The following is a 15,165-nucleotide window of genomic DNA, read 5'->3' as shown; positions in this document are numbered from 1 at the left end:
TTTACTACGAGTTCTGCTGCTGGGCCATGATCGCCTCGGCAGTCGCATCCTGAATCGATAGAAAGAGCGATTTCACTTGGCCCGTAGGGGTGCGCATTGGATTGAGCGTCACGTTCTGATACATGAAGTCGGCCTGCTGGGTAACAGGGCGCACGTTGCGACAACGGAACAAATAGGGGCGCTGACGCCAAGTGATAAAACTGCGACAGCCTAAGTTATACACTGGCTTCGTTTTCAGCCTAAACCACTCTTGTGGGATCTCAGGAAACAGCTCAAAAATCGATTTGCCAATCGCATCATGCGCTTGCTTGCCACTGTGGTGGGTCATAAAACCGTTCCATACCTGCACATTGTACTCGGTATCCAGCACAATCAAGCCCATGTCGACATTTTGTACCATATCCACCATCCAGTGGAATTGTTCAAACTCTGCAGGAAGATTAAGCATTAAAAGTCCTCCATCAGGTACGCGAGTTTATTGTCTAAAAGCGGTAAAGACTCATCAACGAACATAAACAGCAGATCGCAACGTATGCTTGTGCCTTCGATGGTGTAGCTCACTTCAAAAGTCATGGTTTTGGTAAAAGAACCTGTGGTATTTTCGATAACGGAATCAATCGAAATATGTTGCCCTAACAACACCGGTGAGCTTTGGAAAAAACGCACTTCCGCCTGCTGGCCAAGGCCGTTGAGAAAGGAACCAACCAGAATGTTAGAGACATCCATCAGCAGTTCCAACTCCTCTAGCTCTTCACTGTCGGCGGGCACCTTCATCAGTTTTTTCAGGTCGGCCACACTGGAATCACTGAGCAGAACCAGCGCTTCACCAGCAATCCCTTCACCGCTAAACCCTTGGCACACTCCAGAAACGTTGGCGCTTTCTGCTAAATCTCTTAGTGCCATGTGCAGTTCACTGAGCTCAAAAATATTCACATTGGGCAGCGGCAAATGGACAAACACGTCAAAATGTCGCGCCAGTGCATCGGCTGCACGACCAATCGAAACGTTCGCCACTTCCATGTAGATATCTCTTCGACGCAGAATGGGCAGTTCCAGCGTTTTCGGCGTGATCACTTGCGGCACTGAGTCTGGCTCAACCAACTCTCTCAGCGTCGCTTTAAGTTCGTCTGGCGCAATCGGCTTTTGAATAAACGCTTTCGCCCCGAGGGCAAACACCCTCTCTTTCGCTTTGGGCTGGATATCACCGGAAACAACAATCACCGGGGTGTCATCACCTCGGCTGCGCATGGCTTCAAGCGTTTCAAATCCATCGAGCTCTGGCATGGTGAGATCGAGGAACATAAACTTAAATTTTTGCTTGCCCAACTCCTCTAGCGCATTGAGTCCATGCACTGCAAAGGTTATGTCGGCATTAAGTGAAGCAGGCAGTGAGCGTGCCATCTGCTTTCTTGCAAGCGCTGAATCATCACAGATGAGAACAGGAAAAGACATTCAACCACCCTTTTTAATAATTATTGCCTGTCTTTAAGTGTAACAGACAACTCAAGAATTACGTGTGGAACTGACGTGATTGTAGTTATTGTTCGGTTTTAAGTATGAACCGAATTGGCAAGAATACGAAATTAGATCCGGCGTGAAAATGAATTTATATGAAGGCGATAACAAAAATGTTTTAAATAAGAATTAGTTACATACCGAGATGTATCAAAACAGGCAAAACCCGCTCAAAAGCGGGTGAAGTTAAAGCGTGTAAACGGGAAAGATGACCATTAAACCAATGCGCATCACTACCGCAAACAGACACAATCCAATGCCAAGACGGTACCATTTATATTCACTCACCGACATCGGAATGCGTTTGTAAAACATGGTCACTACGCCTCGCCAATCTTGGCTGCGCTTGCCATATTGGATGATGCCAGTCAGCACAAACAGTATCCCCACCAACAAAAAGCCTTTTTCGGCCCAGAATAAACCGACTTCCATGTTATCCCTCTTCTACCATTGCGCTGTTTTATTTATAGTAGCGGCAAGCAAGCGACAGATCTGTTGGACTTAAGTCTTATCTCACCTCACCGTAGCGCTCTAGATAGAGAATAGTCGCGGCAGTGCGAGAAGGCACATTGAGTTTTTTCAGCAAACTTTTCATGTGCACTTTGACGGTCGATTCAGAAATAAAGAGACGATCGGCGATCTGCTTATTACGAAATCCTTGCGCCACCTCTTGCAAAATTTGCGTCTCTCGGTCGGTGAGATCGTCAAACGCATCGTGGTTATCGTGACGAGCCTGTAAGTAGCGAGCCACCGCTTGACTATACGCTTTATCGCCTAGTCGAGCCTGTTTAAGCAGTTCGACTAACTCATCCGGTTCGGTGTCTTTCAACAGATAACCGTCAGCGCCCGCTTTCACAATCGCTTCAATATCGGCCGGGCTGTCGGAAACGGTGAGAATAACGATCCTCGCTTCACAGCCGTCAGCGCGCAGAGCTTTTAGGGTATCTAAGCCCGACATGCCTTTCATATTGAGATCAAGCAGAATCAAGTCCAGCTCGGTTTCGTGCGCTTTGGCAACGGCGTCGGCTCCAGTTCCAACTTCGGCAATCACCGCAAATTCATCTTCGAAACTCAGTAACTGGCTGATGCCACGACGCATCAATGGGTGGTCATCGACCAACATTACTTTGCACACTGTCACGCTTTTTCTTCCTTCATTCTCTGATACTTCAATACTACCTTACAACCTTGCCCCACTGCTGCGCTCACAGTCAAATCCCCATTAAGTCGTGCAGCACGCTCTTGCATAATCGACATGCCGTAATGGTTGAGCTTGCTGTTGTTGGGATCAAATCCCGCTCCATCATCGGTAACCGACACCGTGACCCAATTGTTCGCTTCTTTACACTCAATATGAATCGTGCTCGCGTGGGCATGCTTGATGGCATTAAGCGTCGCCTCCCGAATGAGTTGCAACAAATGCACTTGCTGATGCGCATCCAGCTCAACCGAGAGCAGTTCATTGTCTAACGTAAGTTCAGCCTCCGTCTGTTCGCCCAACTGTTCGACCATTTGCTGCAGCGCCTGACCAAAGGTTCCCTCTTTAATCGCAAGACGAAAGGTGGTGAGCAACTCACGCAGTTGGGTATAAGCGGCATTTAACCCCGTATCCAGTTCGGCGATGACTAAGTTGGTTTTCTCGACCTGTGCATCCACGCTGATCTTACTGATACAGCGTTTCAGTAAGGAAACCTGAATTTTCAGATAAGAGAGCGATTGTGCCAATGAATCATGCAGTTCCCGAGCGATAGTGGCCCGTTCTTCCATCAACAACAGTTGCTCTGCCTGTCGCTGGGCATGATTGTAATAAACCGCCCGCGAGAGGATCTGCACAAAGTTGTCGATCAGCGCTTGGTCCGGGCAAGGAAGCCCCGCACACCAGTGCAAATAGCCAAGATGCTGACCATCCAAGGTGAGCGCTTTTTTGTTACAGCGGTTGGAACACACTTTGCCTTCCTGTAACACAAGGCTACGTTCGCCCACCTCAACAATTTCGAGTTTAGCGGCGACAATGCCTTCGATGCTGACAAAATGTCGCAAAATGGCGTGAAAATTTTCCTGACTGATACGGGATGCCGTCAGTTCTTGCGAGGATTGGTACAACACCTGCAACGATTGATTGGCATGTTGCAAACGGTGTGTTTTCTCATTCACCGCCTTTTCCAAACCGTGATAGAGCTTACCGAGCTCCGCCGCCATAGTGTTAAAAGTGCGGGTTAAAATGCCCATTTCGTTATCACTGGAGACGTTCAAGGCCACATCGAAGGAACGAGATTGAATTTGCTTGCTCGCCACCACCAGTGCATTGAGCGGATGAACCACTTCACGGCGCACAAAATGGACCACAAATACGCTTACCAGCAAGATTCCACCAAGCCCCATACCACCGATCCAAGCCAGTTTGATCAGCTTTTGTTCAGAAAAGTGCTGCAATTTAAAAACAAACGCGTCGATTTGCCCGACAAACCCAGCCACCAATAGCAAATAGCGTTCGCGCTCCTCGCTTTGCAGCACAGATTTCAATTCATGCCAGCGCATGATCAAACGGTAATAATCGTCGGTGATGTCTTGAGGGACAGTCCAGTTCTGCAAAGCTTTCATCGACGGGGAATAGATGGAACGCTCAAACAGAAAGATGTGCGAGGCGTAGTCAGCCGCATTCGTTTGGATGTCATGTGCCAATCGGTAACTTTGCATGCGCATCGAGCCCGCAACGTTAACCGCTTCGGCGTCATTGAGGCTCGATGCCAAAGTCACGATAGCAAAGCCCGTGGTGACAACAGACAGCAGCAAAATCAACCCCATCGCCTTGGCAATCGTTCTAGTGACTGACTTCTTCACTTGTTTTTTCAACACAACCTCTGATCTGATTTTGCCATTTGTGCCCTCAGCGGGAGCACAATATGAGCCGGAAGAGTGAGGAATTTATTGATCCAAAACAAGCCTCACCCGCAATTACCCCCTAAGAGGTATTTATACAAATATGTCAAAAACTACAATTTGTGTACGGTTAAATGACAATTTATGAACAAAACCGTGACGTTGACTAACGATATGCATCATTGACGATTGTTGAACAGCCATAAGGTGAACCGTGACCGATCTTTCCCGCCGTCGTTTTTTTACCCGACACACCGCCAATCAAGAGGCGGTTGCTCTGCCTTGGTTGGCAAATCGGCAGCGCTTTAGCGATGAGTGTACTCGTTGCGGGAAATGTGTTTCGGCCTGTGAAACAGACATCATAGTGATAGGCGATGGCGGTTTTCCGCGTGTCGATTTCACCCAAGGCGAATGCACGTTTTGCTATCAATGTGCGGCTGTGTGCCCTGAAGCCTTGTTTGTCAGCCAAGAAAATCCACCTTGGTCAGCCAAAGCCAGCATTGATGAGGCTTGTCTGACCAAGCGCAATATTGAATGTCGTAGCTGCGCGGAGGCGTGCGAACCTCAGGCGATCCGTTTTTCTCTACAGATCGGCAAAGTCGCACAAGCGCAATTGAATCTGGATGAATGTAACGGCTGCGGCGCTTGCGTCTCCATCTGCCCGGCATCATCCATCCATGTGAGCACAACGAATTAGAACGAGAGCAAATTATGGCGCTAAACGAAGTGCACATCTCAAGCTTAGTGGTCCATGTCGTCGCCGACTCTCTTGCTGTCGTCAAAGCGCAGATTGAGGCGATGGACAACACCGAGATTTATGGAGACAGCCCAGAAGGAAAAATTGTCGTGGTACTTGAAACCGTCAATCAAGGTTTCATTACCGATACGATCGAAGCCATCAGCCACTTACCAAACGTTCTCAGCACCGTTCTGGTTTATCACCAGATTGAATCCTTGACGGATGACAAGGACGAAGACACTGGAACTCAACAATCCCAACTCGAGGGTGAAGTATGAAAATGACAAGACGCGCGTTTGTAAAAGCAAACGCAGCAGCCTCAGCCGCGGCAGTCGCCGGAATTACCCTGCCCGCATCGGCAGCCAATCTGATCGCCAGCTCTGATCAAACCGCTATCACTTGGGACAAAGCGCCATGTCGTTTCTGTGGCACGGGTTGTTCTGTTTTGATCGGCACACAAAACGGCAAAGTCGTCGCGACACAGGGCGATCCTGAAGCGCCGGTGAACAAAGGCTTGAACTGCATCAAGGGCTACTTCCTCTCGAAAATCATGTACGGGCAAGATCGTCTCACACAACCTTTACTGCGCATGAAAGATGGCAAATTTGCCAAAGATGGCGATTTCACGCCCGTTTCTTGGGATATGGCGTTTGATGTCATGGCGGAGAAGTGGAAAGCGTCGCTGGCGAAAAAGGGCCCCACCAGCGTTGGGATGTTTGGATCGGGCCAGTGGACCGTGATGGAAGGCTACGCCGCCGTGAAAATGATGAAAGCGGGTTTTCGCTCCAATAACATCGACCCGAACGCGCGCCACTGTATGGCTTCGGCAGTGGTCGGCTTTATGCGCACGTTTGGCATGGATGAGCCGATGGGCTGCTATGATGACTTTGAGCACGCTGACGCCTTTGTGCTTTGGGGCTCGAACATGGCCGAGATGCACCCTGTGCTTTGGACTCGCATCACCGACCGTCGTCTCAGCCATCCGCACGTCAAAGTGAACGTGCTGTCAACTTATTACCACCGTTCTTTTGAGCTGGCGGATACCGGTTGTATCTTTAAACCGCAGACCGATTTAGTTATTGCCAACTACATTGCCAACTACATCATTCAAAACGACGCCATTAACTGGGATTTCGTTAACAAACACACTCACTTTAAACAAGCCACTACCGATATTGGTTATGGCCTGCGTGATGACCATCCGCTACAGAAAAAAGCCAAACACGCCAATTCAGGCGATATGCAGTCGATCAATTTTGAGCAGTACAAAGCGTCCGTTGCACCGTATACACTGGAAAAATCCGCCGAGATGTCTGGGGTTCCCGCAGAGAAGCTGCTTCTTTTAGCTAAGCAGTACGCAGACCCAAATACCAAAGTGATGTCGCTTTGGACTATGGGTATGAACCAACATACGCGTGGCGTGTGGATGCAAAGCTTAGTGTATAACCTGCACTTACTGACCGGCAAAATCGCCACTCCGGGCAACAGCCCATTCTCACTGACCGGTCAACCGTCGGCGTGTGGCACCGCGCGCGAAGTCGGCACCTTCGCTCACCGCTTGCCTGCCGATATGGTGGTCGCCAATCCAAAACACCGCGCCATCGCGGAGAAAATCTGGAAACTGCCTGAAGGCACTATTCCACCTAAACCGGGCTTCCATGCGGTATTGCAAGATCGCATGCTGAACGACGGCGTACTCAATTGCTACTGGGTGCAATGTAACAACAACATGCAAGCTGGCCCAAATATCAATGGTGAACGTTTACCGGGCTATCGTAATCCTGAAAACTTCATCGTGGTGTCCGATCCCTACCCAACCGCAACAGCGCAAGCGGCGGATCTGATCCTGCCAACCGCTATGTGGATCGAAAAAGAGGGCGCTTACGGTAACGCTGAGCGTCGTACCCAAGTTTGGTATCAACAAGTCAAAAGCGTTGGTCAGGCTAAATCGGACTCTTGGCAGGTGATGGAGTTCTCCAAACGCTTCAAGATGGAAGAAGTATGGCCAGAAGAGCTTTTGGCTAAGATGCCTCAATACCGTGGCAAAACCATGTATGAGGTGCTGTTTACCAACGGTCAGGTTGACCAATATCCGCTTTCTGAAGCGCGCGAACTCAATGACGATGCGCACCACTTTGGTTTCTACGTACAAAAAGGGCTGTTTGAGGAGTACGCCAGCTTTGGTCGCGGCCATGGCCACGATTTAGCGCCGTACGATGTGTATCACCAAGTGCGTGGCCTGCGTTGGCCAGTAGTCGACGGTAAAGAGACCAAGTGGCGTTACAAAGAAGGCAGCGATCCTTACGCGAAGAAAGGCTCAGGTTGGGATTTCTACGGAAAACCGGATGGTAAGGCGCTGATCATTTCTGCCCCTTACGAAGCGCCACCTGAATCACCGGATGCGGAATTCGACATGTGGCTATGTACTGGCCGTGTGCTGGAACACTGGCATACCGGAACCATGACTCGCCGTGTACCTGAACTGTATAAAGCGGTGCCTGATGCGCTCTGTTACATCCATCCCGATGATGCCAAAGCGCGTGGATTACGCCGTGGTGATGAAGTGCTGATCGCCAATAAGCGCGGGGAAGTACGCGCTCGCGTTGAGACACGTGGACGCAACCGCCCGCCACAAGGCTTGGTGTTCGTACCGTTCTTTGATGCTCGCATTCTGATCAACAAGTTGATCTTAGATGCCACTGACCCACTGTCGAAACAAACCGACTTTAAGAAGTGTCCGGTCAAGATCACTAAGGTCGCGTAGCAGGAACCGAATGCACAGGCTGCCTACAAGGGCAGCCTGACAAAGAATTTAGCCATTAGGCGGAGATGAAACGATGAAAAAATTAGTCATGACGCTGTTTTCCATCAGCGCACTTTCTTTAGTTGCCCTGCTCAGCAGTGTTGCGCAAGCCGAGTTAGAAAACCCGGGGGGCACGGGCGGTCTTGAGTCCCTTCGTGGCAACACACCTTTAGAGGATACTCGCCCTGCTGATGTGATGAAAAAATACCCGCGTGAGCAAGTGTTAGAGAGTGATTACGTTTATCAGCCACCCTTGATCCCTCATAACATTCGCAGCTATGAAGTGTCACTCAATGCCAACAAGTGCCTTGCATGCCACAGCTGGAAAAATGCCAAAGAGATGGGCGCAACCAAGATCAGCGTGACCCACTATATGAACCGTGAAGATGCGGTGCTGGCCGATGTGTCGCCGCGTCGCTACTTCTGCCTTCAGTGCCACGTGCCTCAGGCGAGCGCTAAACCGCTGGTCGAGAATGAATTTGAACGCGTTGACTCACTGCGTAAGTAGTAGCCAATTATTGAAACGAAGAGGCTATCTATGAAAATATTGAAAGCGTTTTGGAAGCGACTAAGCACGCCGAGCAAAGCGGCCGCTGGTGTGCTGCTGTTTATGGGATTTGCTGGCGGTCTGCTGTTTTGGGGCGCATTTAACACTGGGATGGAAGCGACCAACAGCGAAGCGTTCTGCTCGGGTTGCCACGCCCCGATTGTGGCGGAAATCCAAGAAACCATTCACTACTCGAACCGCTCTGGGGTGCGTGCGATCTGCTCTGATTGCCACGTACCGCACGAGTGGACAGACAAAATCGTGCGCAAAGTACAGGCGTCCAAAGAGCTGTTCGCCCACTTCATGGGCAATATTGATACACCGGAGAAATTCCAAGCACGTCGCGCGCATCTGGCTGAGCGTGAATGGGCGCGGCTGAAAGGGAATGATTCGTTAGAGTGTCGCAACTGCCACCAGTTTGAGTTCATGGACTTCTCCGAACAGAGCGAACGCAGTGCCAGCCAACACTCCACCGCGCTGGCTTCGGGTGAAAAAACCTGTGTCGATTGTCACAAAGGCATTGCCCACAAACTGCCTGATATGCACGGCGTTGACGGCTGGCAATAAGGAGAACAAGCATGAGTACATTAGAATCGGTTATTTGGCATGTTCTCGGCTACAGTGCCATGCCCGTAATTATTTTAGCTGGCTTTGCTGGCGTGGCCGCCATTTCACTATGGCTGCTGTCACTTAGCAAAGACAAAGAGCTCTGAGCTCGTCTCGACCTAGCTCTGTTTCGAAAACAAAACACCAAACGATCGCTCGTTTGGTGTTTTTGTGCAGAGAGCTCAAAGTGGCTCCGTGAGTATGATTTAACCTTGCTGCTGGTCACCAATCCATAACTGATAAAAATCGCTGTAGCCCGTTTTCTTCACCTGAATACCTTGCACCTGTTGCGCTTTGGTCACCGCTTCTTTGCCAGCAAACAGAGGTAAAATACGTTTGTGCTGGTAAATTTGCGCAGTTTTTGCATGATTTAGATAAATTTGATGGGCGTTGAGAAAATGCGCTACGAAGAGCCGTAGCGCATTGAGCTGGTTATTCTAAAATAGGTAGGACTTGCTTAACGTACTCACCCGGTGCCTCTTTGAGGATGGGGTTGAGTTCAGAACCTTGTCGATAAGGTGCGACTTTTTCTTGCGGATTGTACTGCAGTAGCCATTGATCCCAATGCGTCCACCAAGAGCCGTCTTTGCGCTGTGCATTACTCAGCCACTCTTCTGCCGACTCATCAAGATTGTCATTCAGCCAATAACCATACTTGTTTTTCGCCGGATGATTAACAATACCTGCAATGTGCCCAGACTCGCCCAGAACGAAGGTTTTATTCCCGCCCATATTCAAAGCACCGCGATAGGTTCCTTGCCATAAGGCGATATGATCTTCCTTAGTCGAGATAAAGTAGCTTGGGATGCGGATCTTATTCAGATCGATCCACACTCCGCCAACCTTGACACCACGTTCCTCAACCAACTTGTTGTTGAGATACAGTTCACGCAACATGAAATTGTGCGTTGTTGCGGCAACGTTGGTGCTGTCGCTATTCCAGTACAGAAGATCGAAATCCACCGGACTACTGCCTTTGAGGTAGTTATCCACGTAGTAGTTCCAGTACAAGCTATTTTCCCGCAGCAAACTGAATGTCACACTGAGCGAACGACCATCCATATAACCCTTAGCGGTATTTTGCGCTTCAATTGCACTGATGATGGTGTCGTTAATGTAAGCACCTACTTCGCCTGGCTGAGAGAAATCCAAAAGCGTGGTGAAAAAGGTCGCCGACTTGATGCGTTTTTTCATCCGCTTCGCCGCGTAGTAACCCACCGTACACGCCAGCACCGTACCACCAATGCAATAACCTGCTGCGTTGATCTCTTCTTGACCCGTGATCTCTTCAATTGCGGTCACCGCTTTGACCACACCCTCGGTCACGTAATCGCCAAACTCAACGTTCGCCTGCGCTAGACCAGGGTTACGCCAAGAGATCATAAATACACTGTGGCCTTGCTCTAAAAGCCAGCGAACCATCGAGTTCTTAGCGGTTAAATCAAGGATGTAGTATTTATTGATAAACGGCGGGACGATCAGCAGCGGGGTGGCATTGACTTGCTCTGTCATGGGGCGATATTGAATCAACTCAAAGAGTTCATTCTGATAAACCACATCACCTGGCGTGGTCGCAATATCGGCGCCGAGACGGAACGCATTATTGTTGGTCATGCGAATTTTAAGGATGTCCGCACTCGCAGCCACATCCTCTTTGAGTAGCTCTAATCCGGTGAGCAGATTTTCGCCATTCTTCTCAATCGTTAGCTTAAGCAACTCAGGGTTGGTTGCGATAAAATTCGATGGTGAAAGCGCGTTAATCGCTTGGCGAGAGAAAAAAGTGATACGTTCTTTGGTTTTCTCATCGAGCCCTTCAATGGCGTCGATGGTATCCATGTACGTTTTGCTAAACAGAAGGTAGGACTGTTTGATGAAGCTGTACATCGCTTCTGCTTGCCAAGCTTCATTAGAGAAACGTTTGTCTCCCTGCTCAGCTTCAATAACACTTTGAGTGTTGCCGGAAAGCGCCACATTTTGCCAAATTTGCAGTTGTTGTTCCCACCACTGCGTCTGCAACTTCAGCAATGCTGCAGGCTGATTTGCCGCTTTTTCAACAAATCTTGCCGCATCCTCAAAGTTCACTTCTTGCATTGCCTTGTTCAAAGGAGAATTGACGGCTGCCTTGCTTGCTTCAAAGTCTTGCCACCATTTTTGATTGGTCTCTTGGAGCTTTACAAGATAGTCCGAAAAGAAGTGTTGCAACATAATGATACTCCCTTACTCGGAAAAAACGCCGCCTAGATAGGCGGCGTGAACACAGAACAAATTACGCAGGTGTAACTGTTTTGATATTTTCCGAAGTCATCTTTTCAACATCGTCTTTGAACTCTTTGGCGATCGCTTGCAGCTTGTTGCTGTCGTCCAGCATTTGCTGAGATAGCTTAGTCAATACACCCAGTTGCTGACTGTTAAATGTGGCCAGTGAAGTAACATCTTTAATTTCAGATGCCGCTTTCATTTGCGCCAAACCCATTTCGCTGTAGGTGCGAATCGCGTTTAGTTGCAGTTCAGTCAGAACTTCAACGTTTTTCGTTACCAGCTTGTTGAACTTGAAGTAAGGTTGTAGGTTTTTCTCTGTTTGATCAGTAAAAGTTTTGAAAAAATCCGTGTACATGGTTTATCTCCTAACGAAATGTAGAGGTTATTAATCGAATTACTTAACTGTTTTCACTATCACGGCAGTACCCATACCACCGCCGACGCACAACGAAGCCACACCAAACTGACCATCTTGTTTGTGCAGCTCGTGAATCAATGTAACCAAAATACGGTTACCAGACGCTCCTAGTGGATGCCCCAATGCAATCGCGCCACCGTTAAGGTTTGCTTTATCTTGAATGGAAGCAACCGATACCTGATGTTGCTCTGCCAACTTGTGAATAACGCCAAGTGCCTGAGCTGCAAAGGCTTCATTGAGTTCATACACATCAATGTCATCGGTTGACAGTTGCGCTTTCGCCAACGCTTTGCTTACCGCTTCAACGGGGCCAAGACCCATAATTTCAGGCGCTAATCCAGACTGCGCGTAGCTCACAACTTCCGCTAAAGGCTGCAAGCCATAGGTTTTCACTGCGTGTTCTGAAGCCAAAATAATCGCGCTCGCGCCATCGTTAATGCCAGAAGCATTTCCCGCTGTCACACTACCTTCTTTGTCAAATGCGGGACGAAGACCTTTCAGTCCTTCCAACGTCGCATTGGCTTTGGGATATTCGTCGGTATCAAACAAAACTGTCTCGCGACGTTGCTTGACTTCAACCGGAACAATTTCTTGCTTAAATTTGCCAGCTTCGATCGCGGCAACGGCTTTTTGCTGACTCGCAAGCGCGTATTGATCTTGCATTTCGCGGCTAATACCTACCTGTTTGGCGACATTTTCCGCCGTCACACCCATGTGATATTGATTGAACACATCGGTCAAGCCATCTGCGATGAGCAAATCTTGCATCGATAGATGACCCATCTTGTTGCCGTCACGCACACTACCCGGCATTGCAAATGGGATCTGCGACATCACTTCAACCCCAGCCGCAACGACAATCTCGGCATCACCGCTTCGGATATGCGAAGCGGCATCCATCACGGTTTTCATCCCGCTGCCACACACCATATTTAATGTATAGGCAGGGACACTGGCGGGAATACCTGCATAAACAGAGGCTTGGCGTCCAACACCCATTCCTTGACCTGCACTCACCACGTTGCCCACAATGACTTCGTCGATATGTTCGACATCGACCTTAGCTTGCGCCAACGCACCTTTGATCGCAACCGCCGCTAACTCGCCCGCTGAGGTATTTTTTAACGCACCACCAAATGAACCGATTGGGGTACGTTTAGCGGCGACAATGTATACTTTTTCCATTAGGTTGATCCTTTAATGCATGTATAAGCCGCCGTTGACCGACAGTGTCTCACCCGTGATATACGCACCTGCGTCACTCATTAGAAAAGAGACCGCTTTAGCAATCTCATCTGGCGTAGCTAGGCGACGCATTGGAATCTGAGCCTTGATGTTTTCAAGTACTTCCGGATTCATCTGCTCAACCATTGGCGTCAATGTGTATCCAGGCGCAATCACGTTGACCGTGACACCATTTCTAGCCCCTTCCAGCGCCAATGCTTTGGAGAATCCGATCATGCCGGCTTTTGCTGCAGAGTAGTTAGTCTGGCCAAATTGACCTTTTAACCCATTTACGGAGGAGATGTTGATAACGCGGCCATTACCTTTTTCACACATGGCGGAGAAAAGCGGTTGCGTCACATTAAACACACTGTTGAGATTAGTATTAATGACATCATGCCACGCCTCTGCTCTCATCTTTTTGAACACACCATCACGAGTGATACCCGCGTTATTGATGACGGCGTCAATGGTGCCTTCCTCTTCAAGGAGTTGGCTCAAACGCTCAGCACACTCTTGGGTGTTCGTTACATCAAGCTCAAACAAGCGCACTTGCTCTTCGGTAAAGCCTTTTTCGTTAAACCAATCTAGCGCACATTGATAGTTACCTGTGAAATAAGTAGCCACTACGCGATAGCCATCTTGTACAAGTTGAGAAGAGATTGCAGAACCAATTCCGCCTTTTGATCCGGTGATCAAAGCGACCTTTTTCATCTAAGAACTCCATTCTTAACAGCAAAAAATCTAGCACATAGACCGATTGGCAAATATTTGCCAACTGACAATTTAAATATTATTTGTGACGTCTTCATCTAACGTTCACCTATTTAAATAAGCTAACTTATAAATATTACATTTCAAATAAAATTTTAAAAATTACACCTAATGTTGAGCTAGATCTCATAAGGGATGAAATGTTATAAAATGGTTAATGAAAATATAATTCATTGAATTAAAATGAATTTATAATCTTAATGTTGATGAGAAGATTCGTAAGTGATTGTATTAAATAGGACTTGATGTTTTTTCTTGTTTCATCGCTGAAGTGTATAACTTACAGACACTCTCAACGAATTACCGATATATTTCCTTCATCTATCTAAATTCTTATTTATCAATAAATATCCAACTAAAATCCACACTAATTGATATATATTTTTTAAGATTAAATTTTTAAATAAAATAAAGCCACATTATTCTGTGGCTTTGTTTTATGTATTCACTATTTTATCGCGTAACGCTATTTACCGTTCGACGAATGCTCTGTGAGCTAAGGAGCTGTGTCGATTTCTGCCGGCAAGTAATGGACTGGTTTAAGCTGCCACCATTCTGGTAAGACCGTACCAATAGAAATTGACGACCAAGTACCAGAGAGCACGCCAATAAACATCGCCGTTGAGAAACCCAGCAAGGCGCTACCGCCCATTAACCAGAGTGCAGCGATGGTGATGAGCGTGGTCCCCGACGTGACCATGGTACGCGAAAACGTGCCTATCACGGCTTGATCGTTGATCTGCTCCGTGGTGTCGTCTTGTTTAGCGATCAACAGTTCACGAATACGATCAGCAATAATGATCGAATCGTTCAGAGAGTAACCCAATATCGCTAAAATGGCAGCGAAAACCGTCAAATTAAATTCCATCTGCGTGATAGCAAAGAAACCCAGCACCAGTACTACATCGTGAAGCAAAGCCACTAAAGAGCCGCCGGCTAGACGCCATTCAAAGCGCAGACAGAGGTAACCCAAAATCGCCAAGAGACAAACCAGCATGGCCATGCCGCCTTGTTCAAGTAAATCCTGCCCAACTTGTGCCCCAACCACACTATTGCTAATCACCGATACCTGCGAGGAGACAGATGCCAACCCACTGGATAGATCTGGAAGGCTGGTTTGCTCCTCAGGTAATGAGTAGCGAATCACCCATCGCCCCTCTTCTCCCGCCTTAGTCACCGTAGCCGATTCACCCAAAATCGGTTGTACTGCATCGAGTAACTGATGATTGGTCACCGTGGGCGCTAACGCCACTTCAGTGACCATACCTCCGGTAAAATCTAACCCTAGATTTAAACCGCGTACCGCCAATGCTCCCAAAGCAACGAGCATCAGTGCGAGTGAAATGACGCTGGTCAAGTAACGGATCGAACGGATGTGCTTTTTCATAGAATTGATCATA

The 15,165-nt window shown here is 48.3% G+C and carries 16 protein-coding genes; 6 read left to right on the top strand and 10 right to left on the bottom strand.

What is annotated here, in order from left to right; genetic code table 11:
• Positions 1–4 precede the first annotated feature (4 nt).
• The 5 genes from I3X05_RS21760 to narQ all read right to left on the bottom strand — a co-directional run bounded on the left by I3X05_RS21760 (position 5) and on the right by narQ (position 4,368).
• On the bottom strand, positions 5–448 hold the full coding sequence (locus tag I3X05_RS21760) for a PAS domain-containing protein (protein ID WP_039427165.1): 444 nt from the start codon (positions 446–448) through the stop codon (positions 5–7).
• Positions 448–1,452 carry a response regulator gene (locus I3X05_RS21755; protein ID WP_045569504.1) on the bottom strand — a complete coding sequence of 335 codons (1,005 nt, stop codon included), beginning with the start codon at positions 1,450–1,452 and terminating at the stop codon, positions 448–450. The genes I3X05_RS21760 and I3X05_RS21755 overlap by 1 nt, the downstream gene beginning before the upstream one ends.
• Positions 1,453–1,701: 249 nt before the next feature.
• Positions 1,702–1,947: a hypothetical protein gene (locus I3X05_RS21750; RefSeq protein WP_039445121.1), complete on the bottom strand. Its 246-nt coding sequence runs from the start codon at positions 1,945–1,947 to the stop codon at positions 1,702–1,704.
• A 76-nt stretch (positions 1,948–2,023) separates the two neighbouring features.
• Positions 2,024–2,656 carry a response regulator gene (locus I3X05_RS21745; protein ID WP_039427161.1) on the bottom strand — a complete coding sequence of 211 codons (633 nt, stop codon included), beginning with the start codon at positions 2,654–2,656 and terminating at the stop codon, positions 2,024–2,026.
• Complete coding sequence (gene narQ, locus I3X05_RS21740; protein WP_045569544.1) at positions 2,653–4,368, bottom strand: nitrate/nitrite two-component system sensor histidine kinase NarQ; 1,716 nt, start codon at positions 4,366–4,368, stop codon at positions 2,653–2,655. Before narQ ends, I3X05_RS21745 begins: the two co-directional genes overlap by 4 nt.
• Positions 4,369–4,609: 241 nt before the next feature.
• Between narQ and napF the strand changes: the two genes are divergently transcribed.
• The 6 genes from napF (at position 4,610) to I3X05_RS21710 (ending at position 9,197) form a co-directional block, all read left to right on the top strand.
• Complete coding sequence (gene napF, locus I3X05_RS21735) at positions 4,610–5,092, top strand: ferredoxin-type protein NapF (protein WP_337971258.1); 483 nt, start codon at positions 4,610–4,612, stop codon at positions 5,090–5,092.
• Between the two features lie 14 nt (positions 5,093–5,106).
• Positions 5,107–5,412, top strand: coding sequence for a chaperone NapD (locus I3X05_RS21730; RefSeq protein WP_039427157.1), 306 nt, complete (start codon positions 5,107–5,109; stop codon positions 5,410–5,412).
• The gene (napA, locus tag I3X05_RS21725; RefSeq protein ID WP_045569506.1) at positions 5,409–7,898 is read left to right on the top strand and encodes a periplasmic nitrate reductase subunit alpha; all 2,490 of its coding nucleotides are present in this window, start codon (positions 5,409–5,411) and stop codon (positions 7,896–7,898) included. Before I3X05_RS21730 ends, napA begins: the two co-directional genes overlap by 4 nt.
• 73 nt (positions 7,899–7,971) lie before the next feature.
• On the top strand, positions 7,972–8,445 hold the full coding sequence (locus I3X05_RS21720) for a nitrate reductase cytochrome c-type subunit (RefSeq protein WP_039427155.1): 474 nt from the start codon (positions 7,972–7,974) through the stop codon (positions 8,443–8,445).
• 30 nt (positions 8,446–8,475) lie between these two features.
• Entirely contained in the window at positions 8,476–9,051 is a 576-nt protein-coding gene (locus I3X05_RS21715; RefSeq protein WP_045569507.1) for a NapC/NirT family cytochrome c, read from the top strand.
• An 11-nt stretch (positions 9,052–9,062) separates the two neighbouring features.
• Positions 9,063–9,197 carry a TIGR02808 family protein gene (locus tag I3X05_RS21710; protein WP_061895957.1) on the top strand — a complete coding sequence of 45 codons (135 nt, stop codon included), beginning with the start codon at positions 9,063–9,065 and terminating at the stop codon, positions 9,195–9,197.
• Positions 9,198–9,522: 325 nt separating this feature from the next.
• On the opposite strand, the gene phaC is transcribed toward I3X05_RS21710, so the two are convergent.
• From phaC to secF, 5 genes are all read right to left on the bottom strand, one after another.
• Positions 9,523–11,295, bottom strand: coding sequence for a class I poly(R)-hydroxyalkanoic acid synthase (phaC, locus tag I3X05_RS21705; protein ID WP_045569508.1), 1,773 nt, complete (start codon positions 11,293–11,295; stop codon positions 9,523–9,525).
• A gap of 61 nt (positions 11,296–11,356) precedes the next feature.
• Positions 11,357–11,704: a phasin family protein gene (locus I3X05_RS21700; protein WP_045569509.1), complete on the bottom strand. Its 348-nt coding sequence runs from the start codon at positions 11,702–11,704 to the stop codon at positions 11,357–11,359.
• A gap of 39 nt (positions 11,705–11,743) precedes the next feature.
• Complete coding sequence (locus I3X05_RS21695) at positions 11,744–12,952, bottom strand: acetyl-CoA C-acetyltransferase (RefSeq protein ID WP_045569510.1); 1,209 nt, start codon at positions 12,950–12,952, stop codon at positions 11,744–11,746.
• 12 nt (positions 12,953–12,964) lie between these two features.
• Complete coding sequence (locus tag I3X05_RS21690) at positions 12,965–13,705, bottom strand: SDR family oxidoreductase (protein WP_045569511.1); 741 nt, start codon at positions 13,703–13,705, stop codon at positions 12,965–12,967.
• A 556-nt stretch (positions 13,706–14,261) separates the two neighbouring features.
• Positions 14,262–15,164, bottom strand: coding sequence for a protein translocase subunit SecF (gene secF, locus I3X05_RS21685; protein ID WP_045569512.1), 903 nt, complete (start codon positions 15,162–15,164; stop codon positions 14,262–14,264).
• Between the last annotated feature and the right edge of the window lies 1 nt (position 15,165).

It is taken from the genome of Vibrio navarrensis (genome assembly GCF_015767675.1).
GTDB lineage: Bacteria > Pseudomonadota > Gammaproteobacteria > Enterobacterales > Vibrionaceae > Vibrio.
This window is presented reverse-complemented; position numbering and strand designations above follow the sequence as displayed.

Coding starts and splice junctions, on each gene's coding strand:
- I3X05_RS21720 (WP_039427155.1), top strand. CDS start 7,972: ATGAAAAAATTAGTCATGACGCTGTTTTCCATCAGCGCACTTTCTTTA.
- I3X05_RS21730 (WP_039427157.1), top strand. CDS start 5,107: ATGGCGCTAAACGAAGTGCACATCTCAAGCTTAGTGGTCCATGTCGTC.
- I3X05_RS21715 (WP_045569507.1), top strand. CDS start 8,476: ATGAAAATATTGAAAGCGTTTTGGAAGCGACTAAGCACGCCGAGCAAA.
- napA (WP_045569506.1), top strand. CDS start 5,409: ATGAAAATGACAAGACGCGCGTTTGTAAAAGCAAACGCAGCAGCCTCA.
- I3X05_RS21750 (WP_039445121.1), bottom strand. CDS start 1,947: ATGGAAGTCGGTTTATTCTGGGCCGAAAAAGGCTTTTTGTTGGTGGGG.
- I3X05_RS21710 (WP_061895957.1), top strand. CDS start 9,063: ATGAGTACATTAGAATCGGTTATTTGGCATGTTCTCGGCTACAGTGCC.
- secF (WP_045569512.1), bottom strand. CDS start 15,164: ATGATCAATTCTATGAAAAAGCACATCCGTTCGATCCGTTACTTGACC.
- I3X05_RS21690 (WP_045569511.1), bottom strand. CDS start 13,705: ATGAAAAAGGTCGCTTTGATCACCGGATCAAAAGGCGGAATTGGTTCT.
- I3X05_RS21700 (WP_045569509.1), bottom strand. CDS start 11,704: ATGTACACGGATTTTTTCAAAACTTTTACTGATCAAACAGAGAAAAAC.
- phaC (WP_045569508.1), bottom strand. CDS start 11,295: ATGTTGCAACACTTCTTTTCGGACTATCTTGTAAAGCTCCAAGAGACC.
- I3X05_RS21760 (WP_039427165.1), bottom strand. CDS start 448: ATGCTTAATCTTCCTGCAGAGTTTGAACAATTCCACTGGATGGTGGAT.
- I3X05_RS21755 (WP_045569504.1), bottom strand. CDS start 1,452: ATGTCTTTTCCTGTTCTCATCTGTGATGATTCAGCGCTTGCAAGAAAG.
- I3X05_RS21695 (WP_045569510.1), bottom strand. CDS start 12,952: ATGGAAAAAGTATACATTGTCGCCGCTAAACGTACCCCAATCGGTTCA.